Raw genomic sequence first — 20,933 nt, 5'->3', positions numbered from 1 at the left:
CACGGGCCGGTAACGAAAAAAGCAAGATGCGGATTTTAAAGGAAAATCCGCATCTTGGCCAGTTACAGCAACAACCGGGCTTACTTGTCGAGACCAGCCGGCGGCCAGTTCTCGAGCTTCATGCCCAGCGTGAGACCGCGCGAAGCGAGCACTTCCTTGATCTCGTTGAGCGACTTGCGACCGAGGTTCGGCGTCTTCAGCAGCTCGTTTTCCGTGCGCTGGATCAGGTCGCCGATGTAGTAGATGTTCTCGGCCTTCAGGCAGTTCGCGGAACGAACCGTCAGCTCGAGATCGTCCACCGGACGCAGCAGGATCGGGTCGATCTGCGGTGCGCGCGACGGTGCTTCCGCTGCCGTCTCCGTGCCTTCCAGCGCCGCGAACACGGACAGCTGGTCGACCAGGATGCGCGCCGATTGACGGATCGCCTCTTCCGGGGTGATCACGCCGCTCGTCTCGATGTTCATCACGAGCTTGTCGAGGTCGGTACGCTGCTCGACACGTGCGCTTTCGACTGCGTAGCTCACGCGGCGAACCGGCGAGAACGAGGCGTCGAGGACGATGCGGCCGATGATCTTGGCCGTGTCTTCGCCATAGCGACGCACGTTGCCCGGCACATAGCCACGGCCCTTCTCGATCTTGATCTGCACGTCGAGCTTGCCGCCCTTCGACAGATGCGCGATCACGTGATTCGGGTTGATGACTTCGCAATCGTGCGCCAGCTCGATATCGGCTGCCGTGACGACGCCTTCGCCTTCCTTGCGCAGCGTCACCGTGACTTCGTCGCGGTTGTGCAGCTTGAACACCACGCCCTTCAGGTTCAGCAGCAGGTTGACGACGTCCTCTTGCACACCATCAAGCGTCGAATACTCGTGCACCACGCCCGCGATCGTCACTTCGGTCGGCGCGTAGCCGACCATCGACGACAGCAGCACGCGGCGAAGCGCGTTGCCCAAGGTGTGGCCATAGCCGCGTTCGAACGGCTCCATGACCACCTTCGCGTGGTTCTCGCCCAGCGATTCCACGGCGATGATCTTGGGTTTCAGCAAACTGGTTTGCATGGGCTTTCCTTTTCAATACCCTCGGCTCGTTACACCGATAAGGCTGACCGGTAACAACCAGAAAATAAACAGCCGAGGCTCCTCCTTGCGTGACGCAATCGGGATACCTCGGCCGTCAATCGGATTAACGCGAATACAATTCGACGATCAGGCTTTCGTTGATGTCGCCTGCGATGTCGGCGCGTTCCGGCATTTGCTTGAACGTACCTTCGAACTTCTTCGCATCGACCGAAACCCAGCTCGCCATGCCGCCTTGCTCAGCCAGCGACAGCGCTTCGACGATACGCGCCTGCTTCTTCGCCTTTTCGCGGATCGCGACCACATCGCCAGCCTTCACTTGCTGCGACGGGACGTTCGCGACGACGCCGTTCACGGTGATCGACTTGTGGCTCACGAGCTGACGCGCTTCAGCGCGGGTCGAGCCGAAGCCCATGCGGTACACGACGTTGTCGAGGCGCGACTCGAGCAGTTGCAGCAGGTTTTCACCCGTGTTGCCCTTGCGGCGGTCGGCTTCAGCGAAGTAGCGGCGGAACTGACGCTCGAGCACGCCGTAGATGCGCTTGACCTTTTGCTTCTCACGCAGCTGCGTGCCGTAGTCGGACGTACGTGCGCCCGAGGTACGGCCGTGCTGGCCCGGCTTGCTGTCGAGCTTGCACTTGTCGGCGAGCGAGCGACGCGCGCTCTTCAGGAACAGGTCGGTGCCTTCACGGCGGGACAGCTTGGCCTTAGGGCCGATATAACGTGCCACTTTGCATTCCTTTATCAATCAGTCACGCGGACCGAGATCCGCGCTAGTTCGCGCCCTTTGGGGCGAACGGTGGGCTTAGTCAATCAAAAAAAGCACAGCCCGTCGACGCTAAGCGGCGACAGGCATTGCGCCAGCACATCGTTAGATGCGGCGACGCTTCGGCGGACGGCAGCCGTTGTGCGGAACCGGAGTGACGTCCGAAATCGCGGTGATTTTGATGCCGAGGCCGTGCAGTGCGCGCACTGCCGACTCACGACCCGGGCCCGGGCCCTTGATCCGCACTTCCAGATTCTTCACGCCGTATTCCATCGCCACGCGACCGGCCGACTCAGCAGCAACCTGAGCAGCGAACGGCGTCGACTTGCGCGAGCCCTTGAAGCCCTGGCCGCCCGACGTCGCCCATGCCAGTGCATTGCCCTGGCGATCGGTGATCGTGATGATCGTGTTGTTGAACGACGCGTGAACGTGAACCACGCCTTCAGCGACGTTCTTCTTGACCTTCTTGCGAACGCGTTGCGCCGCGGTGTTCGAAGCCTTAGCCATTACGTTTTCCTGTAACTGTCAGTTCCGCTTACTTCTTCAGCGCTTGCGCTGCACGACGCGGACCCTTGCGAGTGCGCGCGTTCGTACGCGTACGCTGACCGCGCATCGGCAGGCCCTTGCGATGACGAACGCCACGGTAGCAGCCGAGGTCCATCAGGCGCTTGATGTTCATCGTCACTTCACGGCGCAGATCGCCTTCGACGACAAACTTGCCCACTTCTTCACGCAGCTTTTCGAGGTCTGCGTCGGTCAGGTCCTTGACCTTCTTCGAGAATTCCACGCCAGCTGCCACGCAGATGCTGCGCGAGCGAGTGCGGCCGACACCGAAGATTGCCGTCAGGCCGATCTCGGTATGCTGGTGATTCGGGATGTTAACCCCTGCGATACGAGCCATTGTTTTTCCTCAAACAAAAAGCGCAAACAAACGCGCGGTCAGCCTTGGCGCTGCTTGTGGCGCGGATCCGAGCTGCAGATCACGCGAACGACGCCTTTGCGCTTAATGATCTTGCAATTGCGGCAAATGCGCTTAACCGATGCCATCACTTTCATGATATTACCCTTTTTTCCAAATCACTTCGCCCGGAACACGATCCGCGCACGCGACAGATCGTAAGGCGTCAATTCAACCGTCACCTTGTCGCCCGGCAGGATGCGGATGTAGTGCATCCGCATCTTTCCGGAGATATGCCCCAATACGACATGGCCGTTTTCCAGCTTCACGCGGAAGGTCGCATTCGGGAGGTTTTCGATCACCTCACCCTGCATCTGGATTACATCGTCCTTGGCCATAGGTCCTTTTTACCGCATTGGGATGTTGCCGCCCTTGAAGTTTGCCTTCTTGAGCAGCGACTCATACTGTTGCGACATAACGTACGACTGCACCTGCGCCATGAAGTCCATCGTGACGACGACAATGATCAGCAGCGACGTTCCACCAAAATAAAACGGCACGTTCCAGCGCAGCACCAGAAATTCCGGCAACAGACACACGAAGACGATGTAGATCGCACCGGCCAGCGTCAAACGCGTGAGGATGCGGTCGATGTATCGCGCAGTCTGCTCGCCCGGACGGATGCCCGGCACGAACGCGCCGCTCTTCTTCAGGTTGTCCGCGGTTTCCCTGCTGTTGAACACCAGCGCGGTGTAGAAGAAGCAGAAAAACACGATCGCCAGCGTGTACAGCAGCACATAGACCGGCTGGCCCGGCTTCAGCGCCTCCGCCACGTTATGCAGCGTGTTGGAGAACCAGCTTCCCGACGGCTGACCCGTGCTGAACCAGCCGAGGATCGTTGCCGGGAACAGGATGATCGACGATGCGAAGATCGGCGGAATCACGCCCGACATGTTCAGCTTCAGCGGCAGGTGGGACGACTGCCCGCCGTAGATCTTGTTGCCGACCTGGCGCTTCGCGTAGTTCACGAGGATCTTGCGCTGACCACGTTCGATGAACACGACCAGGTAAGTCACCGCGGCGATCAGAACGACGATGATGATCGCCGAAATGATGCTCATCGAACCCGTGCGAACCAGCTCGAACAACCCACCGACGGCATTCGGGAACCCTGCTGCGATCCCGCCGAAGATGATGATCGAGATACCGTTGCCCAGACCTCGCTCGGTGATCTGCTCACCCAGCCACATCAGGAACATCGTGCCGGTTACCAGCGTCACGACCGTCGTCAGACGGAACAGCATGCCGGGGTCGGTGACGAGGCCCGGCTGGTTTTCCAGCGCGGCCGCGATACCGAACGCCTGGAAGGTCGCGAGCACCACGGTGAAATACCGCGTGTACTGCGTGATCTTCCGTTGCCCTGCCTGCCCTTCCTTCTTCAGCGCTTCGAGCTGCGGCGAGACGATCGCCAACAGCTGCATGATGATCGACGCCGAGATGTACGGCATGATCCCCAGCGCGAAGATCGTGAAGCGGGAAAGCGCGCCACCCGAGAACATGTTGAACATGCCCAGGATGCCGCCCGCCTGGCTCTGGAACAGCTTAGCCAGTTGATCCGGATCGATGCCCGGCACGGGAATGTGCGCGCCGATGCGATAGACGATCAACGCCAGGAGCAGGAACATCGCTCGCCGGCGCAGATCGCCGAATTTCGCCGTGCTTCGACCGGGTTTTGCAAGACTCGGGCTGTTAGCCAAGTACTTTCTCCGATGCAAATGCTAGAGACGACGCGCTAGGCGTGTCACTCGGCAAACGAACCGCCAGCCGCTTCGATCGCAGCGCGCGCACCCTTGGTGGCGCCGAGACCCTTCACGACGATCTTGCGCTTCAGTTCACCGGTGGCGATGATCTTTGCGCTCTTCGTCAGCTCGCCGACCAGGCCGGCTTGCTTCAGTGCGAGCAGATCGACTTCGTCGACCGGCAGCTTCTCGAGGTCGCCCAGGCGCACTTCACCAACGAATTCCTTCGTCAGCGACGTGAAGCCGCGCTTCGGCAGACGACGTTGCAGCGGCATCTGACCGCCTTCGAAGCCGACCTTGTGGAAGCCGCCCGAACGCGATTTCTGACCCTTGTGACCACGGCCAGCCGTCTTGCCGAGGCCCGAACCGATGCCACGGCCGACGCGACGCTTGGCGTGCTTGGCGCCAGCTGCCGGCTTCAGGTTATTCAATTCCATATCAACTCCTTGATCCGTAGTCGGCCGCTTACGCGATGACCTTAACCAGGTACGAGACCTTGTTGATCATGCCGCGGACCGCCGGCGTATCCTGCAGCTCGCTAACCGAGTTGAGTCGGCGCAGGCCCAGGCCACGCACGGTCGCGCGGTGCGATTCGCGGGTCCCGATCAGGCTCTTCACGAGCTGAACCTTGACAGTTTTTTCAGACATGGTGACCACCCGGGCTTAGCCCAAAATTTCTTCGACGGACTTGCCGCGCTTCGCCGCGATGTCTGCCGGGGTCGACTGCTTGCGCAGACCGTCCAGCGTCGCACGAACGAGGTTGTACGGGTTCGTCGAACCGTGGCTCTTCGCCACGACGTTCTGAACGCCCATCACGTCGAACACTGCGCGCATCGGGCCGCCGGCGATCACACCGGTACCTGCCTTCGCCGGAGCGAGGAGGACTGCCGATGCGCCGTGCTTGCCGTGCACTTCGTGTTGCAGCGTACCGTTCTTGAGCGGCACCTTGAACATGTTGCGGCGAGCTTGTTCCATTGCCTTCTGGACGGCAACCGGCACTTCCTTCGCCTTGCCCTTGCCCATACCGATGCGGCCATCGCCGTCGCCAACCACGGTCAGTGCGGCGAAGCCGAGAATACGGCCACCCTTCACGACCTTGGTCACGCGGTTGACCGAAATCATCTTTTCACGAAGGCCGTCGTCGCGCTCGTCAGCCTGAACTTTCGCTTGCATCTTTGCCATGACGAATTCCTTCCTTAGAACTTGAGCCCAGCTTCGCGAGCTGCCTCGGCCAGCGCCTTCACGCGGCCGTGGTAGCGGAAGCCCGAGCGGTCGAAGGCGACGGATTCGATGCCGGCGGCCTTAGCCTTCTCAGCAATACGCTTGCCGATCAGCGTTGCGGCAGCAACGTTGCCGCCCTTGCCTGACTTGTCGGCGAGCTCGGCGCGCACTTCCGCTTCGAGGGTCGACGCGCTGGCCAGCACCTTGGTGCCGCAGGGCGAGAACACTTGAGCGTAGATGTGCGTGTTCGTGCGATGCACGGCGAGACGCGCGACCTGCAGCTCAGCGATCTTGATACGCGTCTGGCGAGCGCGGCGCAGGCGAGATTGAGTCTTATCCATGATTGCGCACCCTTACTTCTTCTTCGTTTCTTTGAGGATCACAACCTCGTCGGAATAGCGCACGCCCTTGCCCTTGTACGGCTCCGGCGGACGGTAACCGCGGACTTCCGCAGCTACTTGACCGACTTGTTGCTTGTTGATCCCCTTGATCACGATTTCGGTTTGCGTCGGGGTTTCAGCCTTGACGCCTTCCGGCATCTGGTGCACCACCGGGTGCGAGAAACCCAGCGACAGGTTCAGCTTGTCGCCTTGCGCTTGCGCACGATAACCGACGCCAACCAGCGTCAGCTTGCGCTCGAAACCCTTGGTCACGCCGTGCACCATGTTCGCGATCAGCGCGCGCATCGTGCCCGACAGTGCATTTGCTTCGCGGCTTTCGTCCGCCGGCGACAGGTTCAGCGTGCCGTCGTTGTTCGCCACGTTCACGAGCGGGTTGACCGCTTGCGTGATGGTGCCCAGCGGGCCCTTGACGGTGATTGCACCGTCAGCCAGCTTGACTTCCGCGCCTTGCAGCGCGATCGGGCTCTTACCTACTCGAGACATGTTCCTCTCTCCTTTCGGTTAAGCGACGTAGCAGATGACTTCGCCGCCGACGCCCGTAGCGCGCGCCTTGCGGTCGGTCATCACGCCCTTCGGCGTCGACACGATTGCCACACCGAGGCCATTCATGACCTGCGGAATGTCGTTACGGCCGCGGTACACGCGCAGGCCCGGCTTCGACACGCGCTCGAGGCGTTCGATGACCGGACGGCCAGCGTAGTACTTCAGCGCGATGTTCAGTTCTGCCTTCGCGCCTTCAGCCTTCACCGCGAAATCGTCGATATAACCTTCGTCCTTCAGGACTTGCGCGATTGCAACCTTGACCTTCGACGAGGGCATCGCGACCGATACCTTCTCGACCATCTGCGCGTTGCGGATGCGAGTCAGCATATCGGCGATAGGATCACTCATGCTCATTTATGTTTCTCCTATTACCAGCTCGCCTTGGTCAGGCCAGGAATCTCGCCACGGAATGCGATTTCACGAATCTTGTTGCGCGCGAGGCCGAATTTGCGGAACGTGCCACGCGGACGGCCCGTAATCGCACAGCGGTTGCGCTGGCGGGTCGGGTTTGCGTTGCGGGGCAGTTGCTGCAGTTCCAGGCGTGCTTCGTAGCGCTCTTCTTCCGACTTGCTTTGGTCTTCGATGATCGCCTTCAGCGCTTCGCGCTTTGCTGCGAACTTCGCGACCAGGCGGGCGCGCTTCTTTTCACGTTCGATCAGTGCCAGTTTAGCCACGGTAACCTCAGTTTCTGAACGGGAACTTGAAGCTGGCGAGCAGAGCCTTTGCTTCGTCGTCGGTCTTCGCGGTCGTCGTGATGCTGATGTTCAGCCCACGCAGCGCGTCGATCTTGTCGTAATCGATTTCGGGGAAAATGATCTGCTCTTTCACACCGATGTTGTAGTTGCCGCGGCCATCGAAAGCACGACCCGACACACCGCGGAAGTCACGCACGCGGGGCAGGGCAACGGTCACGAAACGGTCGAGGAATTCGTACATCGCGCGGCCGCGCAGCGTCACCATCGCGCCGATCGGGTAGCCCTGGCGGATCTTGAAGCCTGCGATTGCCTTGCGCGCCTTCGTCACGACCGGCTTCTGACCAGCGATCTTCGTGAGGTCGCCAACGGCGTTCTCGATGATCTTCTTGTCAGCGATCGCTTCGCCAAGACCCATGTTCAGCGTGATCTTGGTGATGCGCGGCACTTCCATGACCGACTTGTAACCGAACTTCTCGATCAGGCCGGGCACAACCTTTTCTTTGTAAAACTCTTGAAAACGAGCCATTTTTTACTCCGCTGCGTCAGGCGCTCAGTACGGCACCGGTCGTCTTCAGGAAGCGAACCTTCTTGCCTTCCTCGACCTTGATGCCAACACGCGACGCCTTGCCATTCGCGTCGACCAGTGCGACGTTCGAAATATGCAGGGGCATCGTCTTCGCTTCCACGCCGCCCGTCGTACCCTTCATCGGGTTCGGCTTCACATGCTTCTTGACGAGGTTGATACCTTCAACCGTCACATGCTCAGCACCGACAGCCAGCACGACGCCGCGCTTGCCCTTGTCCTTGCCAGTGACGACGATGACTTCGTCACCTTTGCGAATCTTGTTCATCGCGACTCCTTACAGCACTTCCGGCGCCAGCGAAACGATCTTCATGAATCGTTCGCTACGCAGCTCACGCGTCACCGGCCCGAAGATGCGGGTGCCGATCGGCTCGAGCTTGTTATTCAAAAGCACAGCGGCGTTGCCGTCGAACTTGATCAGCGAGCCGTCTTGACGGCGAACACCCTTGGCGGTGCGGACCACCACGGCGTTGTAGATTTCGCCTTTCTTCACGCGCCCGCGCGGCGTTGCCTCTTTGACGCTCACCTTGATGATGTCGCCAATGCTGGCATAACGACGCTTCGAGCCGCCGAGCACCTTGATGCACATGACTTCACGTGCACCCGTGTTGTCGGCTACTTCGAGCCGAGATTCGGTCTGGATCATGGTTTGTCTTTCCCAACTTAATCCGGATGCACCACCATGATGCATTCGGTCAGTCTTGGTCCCGTCAGCCAATCGGCTGCTTGGGTTGGAACAGCAGCGACGGCAAACGAAACCCGCCATCGCAATTCGGTGAATCTTTCGGAGCAGGCTGGCGCCCGTCCGCTTCCCCCACCAACTTCGCCCGCGACGGGGCTCCCATAAAGAGGGAAGACCGGGATTATAACAAACAATCCCGGCCACGCAAGCAAAAACTTTGCGATTTCAAGCACTTCGTGGAGAAGTGCCTGTTACTGCCCTACTGCTCGACCCGCTTAGATGATGCGGGCGGCTTCGACGAGGCGCGACACCGTCCAGGCCTTCGTCTTCGAAACAGGACGGGTTTCCTGGATTTCGACGAGATCACCTTCGTTGCAGGTGTTCGCTTCATCGTGCGCGTGGTACTTCTTCGAGCGCACGACATACTTGCCGTAGATCGGGTGCTTGACGCGGTGCTCGATCAGCACGGTGACGGTCTTGTCCATCTTGTTGCTGACGACCCGACCGACCAGCGTCCGCTTCAGCGAGGTTTTCACGCTATCGTTCATTTCTGGTTCGCCTTCTGAGTCATGACGGTCCGCACACGTGCGATGTCGCGACGAACCTTCTTCAGCTGGCTCGTGTTCGTGAGCTGCTGGGTCGCGAGTTGCATGCGCAGGCCGAATTGCGCCTTCAGCAGGTCCGCCAGCTCCTTGTTGAGCGCGGCCTGGTCTTTCTGGAGAAGTTCGGAAGCCTTCATGTTTTCTCCTTAGGCGCCGAGCTGACGCACGATGAACGCCGTCTTCAGCGGCAGCTTCGCTGCAGCCAGACGGAACGCTTCGCGTGCCAGTTCTTCGGTTACGCCGTCCATTTCATACAGCATCTTGCCCGGTTGAATCTCGGCGACGTAGTACTCCGGGTTACCCTTACCGTTACCCATACGTACTTCGGCCGGCTTCTGCGAAATCGGCTTGTCCGGGAAAATGCGAATCCAGATGCGGCCGCCACGCTTGATGTGACGCGTCATGGCACGACGCGCCGCTTCAATTTGACGCGCGGTCAAACGGCCGCGACCGATCGCCTTCAGGCCGAACTCACCGAACGACACCGCGTTGCCGCGCGTCGCCTTGCCGGTGTTACGACCCTTCTGCTCTTTGCGATACTTCCTGCGTTTCGGTTGCAGCATCGTTATTCTCCAGTCTTGCCGTCTTCCGGCTTGCCGGCGCCACGGCGCGGTGCGCCACGACGAGCACCCGGAGCGCCGCCTTCGCCGTCACGGCGCGGACGACGGTCGCCCGGACGCGCATTGCGACGCGGACGCTTGTCTTCGGCAACTTCTTCCACCACCGGTGCGTCGTTGCGGCCAAGGGTATCGCCCTTGTACACCCACACCTTGACACCGATGATCCCGTAGGTCGTCTTCGCTTCCGAAGTCGCGTAGTCGATGTCGGCACGCAGCGTGTGAAGCGGCACGCGACCTTCGCGGTACCACTCCGTACGTGCGATTTCGATACCGTTCAGACGGCCCGCGCTCATGATCTTGATGCCCTGGGCACCCAGACGCATCGCGTTCTGCATCGCACGCTTCATCGCGCGACGGAACATGATCCGGCGCTCGAGCTGTTGCGTGATCGAGTCAGCGATCAGCTGCGCATCGGTTTCCGGCTTGCGGATCTCTTCGATGTTGACGTGAACCGGCACGCCCATGCGGCGTTGCAGTTCCGTCTTCAGCTGTTCGATATCCTCGCCCTTCTTGCCGATGACGACACCCGGACGCGAGCTGAAAATCGTGATGCGCGCGTTCTTTGCCGGACGCTCGATGACGACGCGGCCGACCGAAGCGTTCTTCAGCTTCTTCTTCAGGTATTCACGAACACCGATGTCTTCCTTCAACATCGCCGCGAAATTGTTGTTGTTCGCGTACCAGCGCGACGCCCAATTGCGGCTGACAGCCAGGCGGAAGCCAGTCGGATGAATTTTCTGTCCCATCGTATGGCTCCTTAATTCCCGACCGTCACAGTGATGTGACAGGATTGCTTCTCAATGCGGTTACCGCGGCCTTTAGCGCGCGCGGTGAAACGCTTGAGCGATGCCGCCTTGTCGACGTAGATGCTCTTGATCTTGAGCTCGTCGATATCGGCGCCTTCGTTGTGCTCCGCATTCGCGATTGCCGACAGCACAACCTTCTTCACGATGCCAGCCGCCTTCTTCGGCGAGAACGTCAGAACGTTCAGCGCCTTGTCGACCGGCAAACCGCGGATCTGGTCAGCCACAAGGCGCGTCTTCTGCGCCGAGATGCGGGCACCGCGATGAATTGCTTTCACTTCCATCTTGATAGCCCCTTATTTCTTGGCCTTCTTGTCGGCCGCGTGACCCTTGAACGTCCGGGTCAGTGCGAACTCGCCAAGCTTGTGGCCGACCATGTTTTCCGAGATGTACACCGGAACGTGTTGACGGCCGTTGTGAACGGCGATCGTCAGACCGATGAAATCCGGCAGAATCGTCGAGCGACGCGACCAGGTCTTGATCGGTTTCTTGTCGCGCGAAGCTGCAGCCGCCTCAACTTTCTTCAGCAAATGGGCGTCGCAGAACGGACCTTTTTTAACAGAACGTGCCATTGCCTACTCCTTAACGCTTGTGACGGCGCTGGACGATCATCGTCGTCGTGCGCTTGTTGCTGCGGGTGCGATAACCCTTCGCCGGCGTGCCCCACGGGCTCACCGGGTCGCGACCTGCAGCCGTCTTGCCCTCACCACCACCGTGCGGGTGATCAACCGGGTTCATCGCAACGCCACGCACCGTCGGGCGGATACCGCGCCAGCGGTTTGCGCCAGCCTTGCCGATCTGGCGCAGGCTATGCTCTTCGTTGCCGACTTCACCGATCGTTGCACGGCACTCGATGTGCACGCGGCGGATTTCGCCCGAACGCAGGCGAACCTGCGCGTAGACGCCTTCGCGCGCCAGCAGCATGGCCGACGTACCAGCCGAACGCGCCATTTGCGCGCCCTTGCCCGGCAGCATCTCGATGCAGTGGATCGTCGTACCGACCGGAATGTTGCGGATCGGCAGCGTGTTGCCTGCGCGGATCGGCGCTTCCGAACCCGACATCAGCTGCTGGCCGACGGTCAGGCCCTTCGGGGCGATGATGTAGCGACGCTCGCCGTCTGCGTACAGCACCAGCGCGATGTTCGCGCTGCGGTTCGGGTCGTACTCGAGACGTTCGACCTTCGCCGGAATGCCATCCTTCGTGCGACGGAAATCGACGATACGATAGTGCTGCTTGTGACCACCGCCCTTGTGGCGCGTGGTGATGTGGCCGTTGTTGTTACGGCCGGCGGTCGAGCTCTGCGCGTCGAGCAGCGCCGCGAACGGCTTGCCCTTGTGCAGGTTCTTGTTGACCACCTTGACCATCGCGCGGCGACCCGGCGATGTCGGTTTGACTTTGACGATTGCCATGGTTAGTTGGCCTCCGCTTCAAAGTTGATTTCCTGGCCGGGCTTCAGGCAGACGTATGCCTTCTTCACGTCCTTGCGGCGGCCCATCGAACGGCCGAAGCGCTTTTGCTTGCCCTTCTGAACCAGCACGTTGACGGAATCAACTTCAACCTTGAACAGCAGCTCGACAGCTGCCTTCACTTCCTGCTTCGTGGCATCCGGTGCGACTTCGAACACGACTTGCTCGTTCTTGTCGGCAACCAGCGTCGCCTTTTCGGAAATCACCGGTGCGAGCAGGACCTGCATCAAACGATGATCGTTCTTGCGAATCTCGCTCATGACAGCAACTCCTCGATCTGGGCGACCGCAGCCTTCGTGACCAGCACTTTCTTGAAGTAGATCAGCGACAGCGGGTCGGCATAACGCGGCTCGACAATTGCCACGTGCGGCAGGTTGCGCGAAGCCAGGTACAGGTTTTCGTCGACCGTGTCGGTGATGATCAACACGGATTCGAGACCCATGGCCTTGAACTTATCGGCCAGCAGCTTGGTCTTCGGCGCTTCGAGAACGATGTCCTCGACGACCGACAGACGGCCTTCGCGGGCCAGCTGCGAGAAGATCGAGCAGAGACCTGCGCGATGCATCTTCTTGTTGACCTTGTGCGAGAAGTTTTCTTCCGGCGAGTTCGGGAAGATACGACCACCGCCACGCCACAGCGGGCTCGACGACATACCGGCACGAGCACGGCCCGTACCCTTCTGGCGCCACGGCTTCTTGGTCGTGTGCTTGACCTGCTCGCGGTCCTTCTGCGCGCGGTTACCCTGGCGAGCGTTCGCCTGGTAAGCGACGACAACCTGGTGGATCAGCGCTTCGTTGTAGTCACGGCCGAACACGACGTCCGACGCGTTAACCACTGCACCTTCCTGACCATTTGCGTTCAGGAGCTTGAGTTCCATTATTTCGCCCCCTTGGTCTTCACGGCCGGCGTCACGAAAACCTTGCCGCCCTTCGCACCCGGAATCGCGCCCTTGACCAGCAGCAGCTTGCGCTCTGCGTCGATGCGAGCGATTTCGAGGTTCTGCACCGTTACCGTCACGTCACCCATGTGACCCGTCATGCGCTTACCCGGGAACACGCGACCCGGATCCTGCGCCATACCGATCGAACCCGGCACATTGTGCGAGCGCGAGTTACCGTGCGTGGCACGGCCGGAGGAGAAGTTGTAACGCTTGATCGTACCGGCGTAGCCCTTACCGATCGACACGCCTTGCACGTCGACCTTCTGGCCCACTTCGAACAGGTCCGGACCAACGATGGCGCCGTTCGACAGCTCAGCTGCCTTGGCCGCATCGATGCGGAATTCCTTGAGGATTTCACCGGCTTCGACACCGGCTTTGGCAAGATGACCTGCCAGCGGCTTCGTCACGCGCGATGCACGACGGGAGCCGAATGCAACCTGCACGGCCGTGTAGCCGTCGGTTTCAACAGTCTTGATCTGCGTCACGCGGTTGTCCGACACGTCCAGCACGGTGACGGGAATCGAATCCCCTTCAGCCGTGAAGATACGGGTCATACCAACCTTGCGACCTACGAGTCCAAGGCTCATCGTTTTCTCCATTCCCGACTGCGATTGGTCGGGGCTGATTTACAAAATGCCGGGCACGCAAGGCCCGACTTTTTTACGCGAATACGCGAAAAGCCAAGCATTATAGCCGAGCCCTTCGTTTTCTGCAAGCAATCAAAGACTTAGCGCCGTCCGGCAGACCGGGCAGCGCTGGAAGCCTTACTGCAGCTTGATTTCCACGTCGACGCCTGCCGGCAGGTCGAGCTTCATCAGCGCGTCGACCGTCTTGTCGGTCGGATCGACGATGTCCATCAGGCGCTGGTGGGTACGGATTTCGAGCTGGTCGCGCGACGTCTTGTTGACGTGCGGCGAACGCAGGATGTCAAAACGCTGGATGCGCGTCGGCAGCGGCACCGGGCCACGGACGATTGCGCCAGTCCGCTTCGCCGTGTCGACGATTTCGGCAGCCGATTGATCGATCAGACGATAGTCGAAAGCCTTCAGACGAATGCGGATTTTCTGTTGCTGCATGACGATTCCTTGAAAAGAGCGAGGCGATATTGCATCGCCAGATCACGAAAAGAACGTGAGGCCGGGCATCCGCGGAGAGCGGGCGCCCGGCCCCGGGCACTACCAAACGCCGAATGATACACCACCCGGCGGATCGCCGATATTACTCGATGATCTTGGCGACGACGCCTGCGCCGACGGTACGGCCGCCTTCGCGGATTGCGAAGCGCAGACCTTCTTCCATCGCGATCGGCGCAATCAGCTTCACCGTGATCGACACGTTGTCGCCCGGCATCACCATTTCCTTGTCCTTCGGCAGCTCGATCGAGCCCGTCACGTCCGTCGTACGGAAGTAGAACTGCGGACGGTAGTTGTTGAAGAACGGCGTGTGACGGCCGCCTTCGTCCTTGCTCAGCACGTACACTTCAGCCGTGAAGTGCGTGTGCGGCGTGATCGAACCCGGCTTCGCCAGAACCTGGCCGCGCTCCACGTCTTCACGCTTCGTGCCGCGCAGCAGGATACCGACGTTGTCGCCTGCCTGACCTTGGTCCAGCAGCTTGCGGAACATTTCCACGCCCGTGCAGGTCGTCTTCACCGTCGGCTTGATACCGACGATTTCGATTTCTTCGCCGACCTTCACGATGCCGCGCTCGACACGACCCGTCACCACCGTACCGCGACCCGAGATCGAGAACACGTCTTCCACCGGCATCAGGAACGCGCCGTCAACCGCACGCTCCGGCGTCGGGATGTACGTGTCCAGTGCGTCCGCCAGGTTCATGATCGCCACTTCGCCCAGCTCGCCCGTGTCGCCTTCCAGCGCCAGCTTGGCCGAACCCTTCACGATCGGCGTGTCGTCGCCCGGGAAGTCGTACTTCGACAGGAGTTCGCGAACTTCCATCTCGACCAGCTCGAGCAGTTCAGCGTCGTCCACCATGTCGCACTTGTTCAGGAACACGATGATGTACGGAACGCCAACCTGACGCGCCAGCAGGATGTGCTCACGCGTTTGCGGCATCGGGCCGTCTGCAGCCGAGCACACCAGGATCGCGCCGTCCATCTGCGCCGCGCCCGTGATCATGTTCTTCACGTAGTCAGCGTGGCCCGGGCAGTCGACGTGTGCGTAGTGGCGGTTTGCCGTTTCGTACTCGACGTGCGCGGTGTTGATCGTGATACCACGTGCCTTTTCTTCCGGCGCCGCATCGATCTGGTCGTATGCCTTCGCTTCGCCGCCGAACTTCTTCGTCAGCACGGTCGTGATCGCCGCCGTCAGCGTCGTCTTGCCGTGGTCAACGTGACCAATCGTACCAACGTTCACGTGCGGCTTGGTCCGCTCGAATTTACCTTTTGCCATGATTCTCTTCTTTCAAAAATATTCGGTTGTGATATCGAGTTACTTCGACTTGGCGCTGATGATCGCGTCAGCAACGTTCTTCGGAGCTTCAGCGTAGTGCTTGAACTCCATCGTGTACGTTGCGCGACCTTGCGTCAGCGAGCGCAGCGACGTGGAATAGCCGAACATTTCCGACAGCGGAACTTCAGCGCGCACGATCTTGCCACCGCCAACCATGTCGTCCATGCCCTGGACGATACCGCGACGGCCCGACAGATCGCCCATCACGTTGCCCATGTAGTCTTCCGGCGTTTCCACTTCCACAGCCATCATCGGCTCGAGCAGAACCGGGTCGGCGCGACGCATTGCTTCCTTGAACGCCATCGAACCGGCCATGCGGAACGCATTTTCGTTCGAGTCGACGTCGTGGTACGAACCGAACGTCAGCGTGACCTTGACGTCGACCACCGGGAAGCCGGCCATCACGCCGCTCTTCAGTGTTTCCTGGATACCCTTGTCGACCGAAGGAATGAATTCGCGCGGGATCACGCCACCCTTGATCGCGTCGACGAACTCGTAACCCTTGCCTTGCTCGCTGCGCTCAAGCGTAATGACAGCGTGGCCGTACTGGCCGCGACCGCCCGACTGCTTGACGAACTTGCCTTCGACATCCGAAGCCGACTTGCGAATGGTTTCGCGGTACGCGACCTGCGGCTTGCCGACGGTCGCTTCGACACCGAACTCACGCTTCATCCGGTCAACCAGAATTTCGAGGTGCAGTTCGCCCATACCCGAAATGATCGTTTGACCCGATTCTTCGTCGGTCTGCACGCGGAACGACGGATCTTCCTGAGCCAGACGGTTGAGCGCCAGGCCCATCTTTTCCTGGTCGGCCTTCGTCTTCGGCTCGACTGCCTGCGAAATCACCGGCTCCGGGAAAATCATGCGCTCGAGCACGATCGGATGAGCCGGGTCGCACAGCGTGTCGCCCGTCGTCGCTTCCTTCAGGCCAACTGCCGCAGCGATGTCGCCTGCGCGCACTTCCTTGATTTCTTCGCGCTGGTTCGCATGCATCTGCAGAATACGGCCGAGACGTTCCTTCTTGTCCTTGGTCGCATTGAGCAGCGTATCGCCCGAGTTGACGACGCCCGAGTACACACGGAAGAAGATCAGCTGGCCGACGAACGGGTCGGTCATGATCTTGAACGCGAGTGCCGCGAACTTCTCGTCGTCGGCAGCACGACGCTCCGTCTTCTCGCCGTTTTCGAGTTCGCCCGTAACCGGCGGAATGTCGACCGGCGACGGCAGGAAGTCGATCACGGCGTCGAGCATCCGCTGCACGCCCTTGTTCTTGAACGCGGTGCCGCACAGCATCGGCTGGATTTCGCATGCGATCGTACGGTCGCGCAGCGCCTTGATGATTTCAGCCTCCGACAGCTCTTCGCCGCCGAGATACTTTTCCATCAGGTCTTCGCTCGCTTCAGCAGCCGACTCGACCATCTTCTCGCGCCACTCGTTGCACGTGTCGACGAGTTCCGCCGGGATGTCGACGTAGTCGAACTTCGTGCCTTGGGACGCCTCGTCCCAAACGATCGCCTTCATCTTGATGAGATCGACGACGCCCTTGAAGTTTTCTTCCGCGCCGATCGGCACCACGACCGGAACCGGGTTCGCCTTCAGGCGCAGACGGAGCTGGTCGTAGACCTTGAAGAAGTTCGCGCCGGTACGGTCCATCTTGTTGACGAACGCGAGACGCGGCACCTTGTACTTGTTCGCCTGGCGCCACACCGTTTCCGACTGCGGCTGCACGCCGCCCACTGCGCAGTACACCATGCACGCGCCGTCGAGCACGCGCATCGAGCGTTCCACTTCGATCGTGAAGTCGACGTGGCCCGGGGTGTCGATGATGTTGATGCGGTGTTCCGGATAGTTGCCGCCCATGCCCTTCCAGAAGGCCGTGGTAGCAGCGGACGTGATCGTGATGCCACGCTCCTGCTCCTGCTCCATCCAGTCCATCGTTGCTGCACCGTCGTGAACTTCACCAATCTTGTGGTTCACGCCGGTGTAAAACAGAATGCGCTCGGTCGTCGTCGTCTTGCCGGCGTCGATGTGAGCGCTAATACCGATGTTGCGGTAGCGCTCGATGGGAGTCTTGCGAGCCACTTTAATCCTCTACTGGATTGACGCGATGCGACCCTGTCGCATCGCGCCTCAACACAAACGGGCGAGGCGCTCGAAAAGCGCACCCGCCCGGAATTTTTTTCCGCTAAAAGCCCAGCCTGGCGCTTAGAAACGGAAATGCGAGAATGCGCGGTTGGCTTCCGCCATGCGGTGAACCTCATCGCGCTTCTTCATCGCGCCGCCACGGCCTTCGGCCGCTTCGGACAGTTCGCCAGCAAGACGCAGAGCCATCGACTTCTCGCTGCGCTTCTTCGCAGCCTCACGCAACCAGCGCATCGCCAATGCCATACGACGCGACGGACGCACTTCGACCGGAACCTGATAGTTGGCACCACCAACGCGACGGCTCTTCACTTCGACCACCGGCTTCACGTTGTTGAGCGCAACCGTGAACACTTCCAGCGGGTCCTTGCCACCCTTGGTCTGGATTTGTTCGAATGCGCCATAAACGATGCGCTCTGCGACCGACTTCTTGCCGGACAGCATCAGCATGTTCATGAACTTGGCAACATCAACGTTGCCGAACTTCGGATCCGGCAACACTTCCCGCTTGGGAACTTCGCGACGACGCGGCATGATTCTTCCTTTACTTGTTCAGTTGGAGCTGCATCCAGCTCCGCGGCCACCAACAAACCCGATCACATCTTCACGACTAACCAGCTTGGCCGGGTGACCACTTACTCGACAGCACCGGCAATCCGGCACTCCCGCCTTGACCGCCCTGCGGCGATCCCTGATCAAAAACTGCTTACTTGGCAGCCTTTGCACGCTTCGCGCCGTACTTCGAGCGCGCTTGCTTACGGTCCTTGACGCCCTGGGTATCCAGCGAGCCGCGAACCATGTGGTAACGCACACCCGGCAAGTCCTTCACACGGCCGCCGCGGATCAGCACAACCGAGTGTTCCTGCAGGTTGTGGCCTTCACCGCCGATGTACGAAATCACTTCGAAGCCGTTCGTCAGACGAACCTTGGCGACCTTACGGAGTGCCGAGTTCGGCTTCTTCGGCGTCGTCGTGTACACACGCGTGCACACGCCGCGACGCTGGGGGCAGTCCTGCAGGGCCGGGCTCTTGCTCTTAGTCGTTTCCGACTGGCGGCCTTTGCGAACCAGTTGGTTGATGGTTGGCATTGTTTATTCCTGAAATTGAACAAAATCCGCACATCGATTTCGGGCAAAGCGAGAATCGAGGCGCGATTGACCTCCGGAACCGGGAAACGGGCACGAACTTTCGCACGCAACCAGCCCCACCAAGAACCGGAACCTAGCATCATATTCCGGAAATACTAAGCAAGTCAACGGCTTGCGTGATTTTCCGGCCGCGCGGCCGGGAGTCGGGAAACGGTGTCGTCAGGCGGATTCGACGACGTCGATGATCTCGTCGCCGAAGCGCTCGAGCTTGCGGATACCCATGCCCGGAATGTGGCGCAGATCGTCGATCGTCTCCGGCGCGTTGCGCGCGATCTCGGCCAGGGTCGCATCGTGAAAGATCACGTAGGCCGGCACGCCGTCGGCCTTGGCCGTCTCCGCGCGCCACGCGCGCAACGCGTCCCAGCGCGCGCGTTCGCGCGTGCTCATGCCGGTCGTCGGGTCGACGCGCGTGCCGCTGCGGCTGGACGACTGGCGCGTGCGCTGCGGTTTCACGTAGCGCCGCAGCGTGACCTTCTCCTCGCCCTTCAGCACCGGCTTCGCGGCTTCGGTCAGCACCAGCGCGCCGAAGCCGCCGTGGTCGACGGCCAGGTAGCCATATGCGACGAGCTGCCGGAAGATCGCCCGCCATTCCGGCTCGGACAGCGAAGCGCCGATCCCGAACGTGCTGAGCGTGTCGTGGCTACGCTGCAGGATCTTCTCGTTGCGGCTGCCGCGCAGGATCTCGATCAGGTGGCTCGCGCCGAAGTTGAAACCGCTCGCGCGCTGCGCGCGGAACGCGCACGACAGCGCCATCTGCGCCTCGCGCGTCGCGTCCCACGAATCGGGCGGCTCGATACACGTATCGCAGTTGCCGCACGGCTGGCTGGCCTCGCCGAAATAGTTCAGCAGGCGCACGCGGCGGCACGAGATCGTCTCGCACAGGCCGAGCAGCGCGTCGAGCTTCGACGTCTGCACGCGCTTGTGCGCGTCGTCCGCATCGGACTCGTCGATCATCTTGCGCTGCTGGACGACGTCGCCGAGGCCGTACGCCATCCACGCGTTCGCGGGCAGGCCGTCGCGGCCCGCGCGGCCGGTTTCCTGGTAATAGCCCTCGACGCTCTTCGGCAGGTCGAGGTGGGCGACGAAACGCACGTCCGGCTTGTCGATGCCCATCCCGAACGCGATCGTCGCGCACATCACGACCCCCTCTTCGCGCTGGAACATCTCCTGGTGCTTCTGGCGCACCTCGAATTCCATCCCTGCGTGATACGGCAGCGCGCGCACGCCCTGCGACTTCAGCCATTCGGCCGTTTCCTCGACCTTGCGCCGCGACAGGCAGTACACGACGCCGGCGTCGGTCGTGCCGTCGGCATTCGTATGCTCGGCGCGGATGAAGTCGAGCAGCTGCGCGCGCGCGTTGTCCTTCTCGACGATCCGGTAGCGGATGTTCGGCCGGTCGAAGCTCGACACGAACACGCGTGCGTCGTCGAGCGCGAGGCGATGGACGATCTCGTCGCGCGTGATCGCGTCGGCGGTGGCCGTCAGCGCGATGCGCGGCACCGACGGAAAACGCTCGTGCAGCACCGACAGCTGAATGTATTCGGGACGGAAATCGTGCCCCCATTGCGACACGCAGTGCGCTTCGTCGATCGCGAACAGGCCGATCTTCGCGCGGTCGAGCAGGTCGAGGAAGCGCCCCGTCATCAGCCGCTCGGGCGCGACGTACAGCAGGTCGATGTCGCCTTCGCGCAGTGCGCGCTCGGTGGCGGCCGCCTCCGCGCCGGACAGCGTCGAGTTCAGATAGGCCGCGCGCACGCCGACTTCGGAGAGCGCGGCGACCTGGTCCTGCATCAGCGCGATCAACGGCGACACGACGATGCCGGCGCCCTGCCCGGCCTCGCGGCGCAGCAGCGCGGGAATCTGGTAGCACAGCGACTTGCCGCCGCCCGTCGGCATCAGCACGAGGCAATCGCCGCCGCCGGCGACGTGCTCGACGATCTCGCCCTGCTGGCCGCGAAACGCGGAATAACCAAAGACTTCGTCGAGAATTTCGAGGGCGCGGGACATGAATGAGAACGAGGACGGCAAACGATGACCCGGATTTTAACAACCCGCTCGCAGTGCGCGCGGCGAATCGCG

General features: G+C 60.9%; 33 protein-coding genes. All 33 read right to left on the bottom strand.

Annotated features, from left to right (window positions below; genetic code table 11):
- Positions 1-80: 80 nt before the first annotated feature.
- Entirely contained in the window at positions 81-1,058 is a 978-nt protein-coding gene (locus B7P44_RS01725; protein ID WP_010092937.1) for a DNA-directed RNA polymerase subunit alpha, read from the bottom strand.
- A 124-nt stretch (positions 1,059-1,182) separates the two neighbouring features.
- Positions 1,183-1,806: a 30S ribosomal protein S4 gene (rpsD, locus tag B7P44_RS01720; protein WP_084899913.1), complete on the bottom strand. Its 624-nt coding sequence runs from the start codon at positions 1,804-1,806 to the stop codon at positions 1,183-1,185.
- Positions 1,807-1,947: 141 nt separating this feature from the next.
- Positions 1,948-2,349 carry a 30S ribosomal protein S11 gene (gene rpsK, locus B7P44_RS01715; RefSeq protein WP_010092939.1) on the bottom strand — a complete coding sequence of 134 codons (402 nt, stop codon included), beginning with the start codon at positions 2,347-2,349 and terminating at the stop codon, positions 1,948-1,950.
- A gap of 28 nt (positions 2,350-2,377) precedes the next feature.
- Entirely contained in the window at positions 2,378-2,743 is a 366-nt protein-coding gene (gene rpsM, locus B7P44_RS01710; protein WP_034183606.1) for a 30S ribosomal protein S13, read from the bottom strand.
- A 38-nt stretch (positions 2,744-2,781) separates the two neighbouring features.
- Positions 2,782-2,898 carry a 50S ribosomal protein L36 gene (gene rpmJ / locus B7P44_RS01705; RefSeq protein ID WP_004199844.1) on the bottom strand — a complete coding sequence of 39 codons (117 nt, stop codon included), beginning with the start codon at positions 2,896-2,898 and terminating at the stop codon, positions 2,782-2,784.
- A 21-nt stretch (positions 2,899-2,919) separates the two neighbouring features.
- Positions 2,920-3,138, bottom strand: a complete 219-nt coding sequence (infA, locus tag B7P44_RS01700) for a translation initiation factor IF-1 (RefSeq protein WP_004521905.1) — start codon at positions 3,136-3,138, stop codon at positions 2,920-2,922.
- A gap of 9 nt (positions 3,139-3,147) precedes the next feature.
- Positions 3,148-4,497, bottom strand: coding sequence for a preprotein translocase subunit SecY (gene secY, locus B7P44_RS01695; RefSeq protein WP_026045042.1), 1,350 nt, complete (start codon positions 4,495-4,497; stop codon positions 3,148-3,150).
- A gap of 44 nt (positions 4,498-4,541) precedes the next feature.
- Complete coding sequence (rplO, locus tag B7P44_RS01690) at positions 4,542-4,976, bottom strand: 50S ribosomal protein L15 (RefSeq protein ID WP_059759907.1); 435 nt, start codon at positions 4,974-4,976, stop codon at positions 4,542-4,544.
- A gap of 28 nt (positions 4,977-5,004) precedes the next feature.
- Positions 5,005-5,187: a 50S ribosomal protein L30 gene (rpmD, locus tag B7P44_RS01685; RefSeq protein ID WP_006400644.1), complete on the bottom strand. Its 183-nt coding sequence runs from the start codon at positions 5,185-5,187 to the stop codon at positions 5,005-5,007.
- 15 nt (positions 5,188-5,202) lie between these two features.
- Complete coding sequence (gene rpsE / locus B7P44_RS01680) at positions 5,203-5,721, bottom strand: 30S ribosomal protein S5 (RefSeq protein WP_006482895.1); 519 nt, start codon at positions 5,719-5,721, stop codon at positions 5,203-5,205.
- A gap of 14 nt (positions 5,722-5,735) precedes the next feature.
- Complete coding sequence (gene rplR / locus B7P44_RS01675; RefSeq protein ID WP_006400645.1) at positions 5,736-6,101, bottom strand: 50S ribosomal protein L18; 366 nt, start codon at positions 6,099-6,101, stop codon at positions 5,736-5,738.
- A 12-nt stretch (positions 6,102-6,113) separates the two neighbouring features.
- Entirely contained in the window at positions 6,114-6,644 is a 531-nt protein-coding gene (gene rplF, locus B7P44_RS01670; protein ID WP_084899911.1) for a 50S ribosomal protein L6, read from the bottom strand.
- 18 nt (positions 6,645-6,662) lie between these two features.
- Complete coding sequence (rpsH, locus tag B7P44_RS01665; RefSeq protein WP_034183605.1) at positions 6,663-7,058, bottom strand: 30S ribosomal protein S8; 396 nt, start codon at positions 7,056-7,058, stop codon at positions 6,663-6,665.
- A 14-nt stretch (positions 7,059-7,072) separates the two neighbouring features.
- The gene (gene rpsN, locus B7P44_RS01660; RefSeq protein ID WP_006400648.1) at positions 7,073-7,378 is read right to left on the bottom strand and encodes a 30S ribosomal protein S14; all 306 of its coding nucleotides are present in this window, start codon (positions 7,376-7,378) and stop codon (positions 7,073-7,075) included.
- Between the two features lie 7 nt (positions 7,379-7,385).
- The gene (gene rplE / locus B7P44_RS01655; protein ID WP_006482882.1) at positions 7,386-7,925 is read right to left on the bottom strand and encodes a 50S ribosomal protein L5; all 540 of its coding nucleotides are present in this window, start codon (positions 7,923-7,925) and stop codon (positions 7,386-7,388) included.
- A 16-nt stretch (positions 7,926-7,941) separates the two neighbouring features.
- On the bottom strand, positions 7,942-8,250 hold the full coding sequence (gene rplX, locus B7P44_RS01650) for a 50S ribosomal protein L24 (RefSeq protein WP_006477187.1): 309 nt from the start codon (positions 8,248-8,250) through the stop codon (positions 7,942-7,944).
- 9 nt (positions 8,251-8,259) lie between these two features.
- A complete protein-coding gene (rplN, locus tag B7P44_RS01645) occupies positions 8,260-8,628 on the bottom strand; it encodes a 50S ribosomal protein L14 (RefSeq protein ID WP_004197951.1) in 369 nt (122 codons plus the stop codon).
- A gap of 311 nt (positions 8,629-8,939) precedes the next feature.
- Positions 8,940-9,212 carry a 30S ribosomal protein S17 gene (rpsQ, locus tag B7P44_RS01640; protein ID WP_084899908.1) on the bottom strand — a complete coding sequence of 91 codons (273 nt, stop codon included), beginning with the start codon at positions 9,210-9,212 and terminating at the stop codon, positions 8,940-8,942.
- On the bottom strand, positions 9,209-9,403 hold the full coding sequence (rpmC, locus tag B7P44_RS01635; RefSeq protein ID WP_006400652.1) for a 50S ribosomal protein L29: 195 nt from the start codon (positions 9,401-9,403) through the stop codon (positions 9,209-9,211). Before rpmC ends, rpsQ begins: the two co-directional genes overlap by 4 nt.
- Positions 9,404-9,412: 9 nt before the next feature.
- A complete protein-coding gene (gene rplP / locus B7P44_RS01630; RefSeq protein ID WP_006482873.1) occupies positions 9,413-9,829 on the bottom strand; it encodes a 50S ribosomal protein L16 in 417 nt (138 codons plus the stop codon).
- 2 nt (positions 9,830-9,831) lie between these two features.
- The gene (rpsC, locus tag B7P44_RS01625) at positions 9,832-10,632 is read right to left on the bottom strand and encodes a 30S ribosomal protein S3 (protein WP_084899906.1); all 801 of its coding nucleotides are present in this window, start codon (positions 10,630-10,632) and stop codon (positions 9,832-9,834) included.
- Positions 10,633-10,643: 11 nt separating this feature from the next.
- Entirely contained in the window at positions 10,644-10,973 is a 330-nt protein-coding gene (gene rplV / locus B7P44_RS01620) for a 50S ribosomal protein L22 (protein WP_004199272.1), read from the bottom strand.
- Between the two features lie 12 nt (positions 10,974-10,985).
- A complete protein-coding gene (rpsS, locus tag B7P44_RS01615; RefSeq protein WP_004199273.1) occupies positions 10,986-11,261 on the bottom strand; it encodes a 30S ribosomal protein S19 in 276 nt (91 codons plus the stop codon).
- Positions 11,262-11,271: 10 nt separating this feature from the next.
- The gene (gene rplB, locus B7P44_RS01610) at positions 11,272-12,099 is read right to left on the bottom strand and encodes a 50S ribosomal protein L2 (protein WP_084899904.1); all 828 of its coding nucleotides are present in this window, start codon (positions 12,097-12,099) and stop codon (positions 11,272-11,274) included.
- Positions 12,100-12,101: 2 nt separating this feature from the next.
- Positions 12,102-12,416 carry a 50S ribosomal protein L23 gene (rplW, locus tag B7P44_RS01605; protein ID WP_009687194.1) on the bottom strand — a complete coding sequence of 105 codons (315 nt, stop codon included), beginning with the start codon at positions 12,414-12,416 and terminating at the stop codon, positions 12,102-12,104.
- Entirely contained in the window at positions 12,413-13,033 is a 621-nt protein-coding gene (gene rplD, locus B7P44_RS01600) for a 50S ribosomal protein L4 (protein WP_084899901.1), read from the bottom strand. The genes rplW and rplD overlap by 4 nt, the downstream gene beginning before the upstream one ends.
- A complete protein-coding gene (gene rplC, locus B7P44_RS01595; protein WP_059759922.1) occupies positions 13,033-13,683 on the bottom strand; it encodes a 50S ribosomal protein L3 in 651 nt (216 codons plus the stop codon). Before rplC ends, rplD begins: the two co-directional genes overlap by 1 nt.
- 177 nt (positions 13,684-13,860) lie before the next feature.
- On the bottom strand, positions 13,861-14,172 hold the full coding sequence (rpsJ, locus tag B7P44_RS01590; RefSeq protein WP_004199280.1) for a 30S ribosomal protein S10: 312 nt from the start codon (positions 14,170-14,172) through the stop codon (positions 13,861-13,863).
- Between the two features lie 142 nt (positions 14,173-14,314).
- A complete protein-coding gene (gene tuf / locus B7P44_RS01585; RefSeq protein ID WP_017333531.1) occupies positions 14,315-15,505 on the bottom strand; it encodes an elongation factor Tu in 1,191 nt (396 codons plus the stop codon).
- 39 nt (positions 15,506-15,544) lie between these two features.
- A complete protein-coding gene (gene fusA / locus B7P44_RS01580; protein WP_084899898.1) occupies positions 15,545-17,647 on the bottom strand; it encodes an elongation factor G in 2,103 nt (700 codons plus the stop codon).
- Between the two features lie 123 nt (positions 17,648-17,770).
- Positions 17,771-18,241, bottom strand: a complete 471-nt coding sequence (rpsG, locus tag B7P44_RS01575; RefSeq protein ID WP_006477195.1) for a 30S ribosomal protein S7 — start codon at positions 18,239-18,241, stop codon at positions 17,771-17,773.
- 172 nt (positions 18,242-18,413) lie between these two features.
- Entirely contained in the window at positions 18,414-18,794 is a 381-nt protein-coding gene (gene rpsL / locus B7P44_RS01570; RefSeq protein ID WP_006400662.1) for a 30S ribosomal protein S12, read from the bottom strand.
- Positions 18,795-19,013: 219 nt separating this feature from the next.
- Positions 19,014-20,861, bottom strand: a complete 1,848-nt coding sequence (recQ, locus tag B7P44_RS01565; RefSeq protein WP_084899895.1) for a DNA helicase RecQ — start codon at positions 20,859-20,861, stop codon at positions 19,014-19,016.
- Positions 20,862-20,933 lie beyond the last annotated feature (72 nt).

It is taken from the genome of Burkholderia ubonensis subsp. mesacidophila, assembly GCF_002097715.1.
GTDB classification, from domain to species: Bacteria; Pseudomonadota; Gammaproteobacteria; order Burkholderiales; family Burkholderiaceae; genus Burkholderia; species Burkholderia mesacidophila.
Note: the sequence above shows the minus strand (reverse complement) of the source record. Positions and strands in the feature narration are given on the sequence as shown.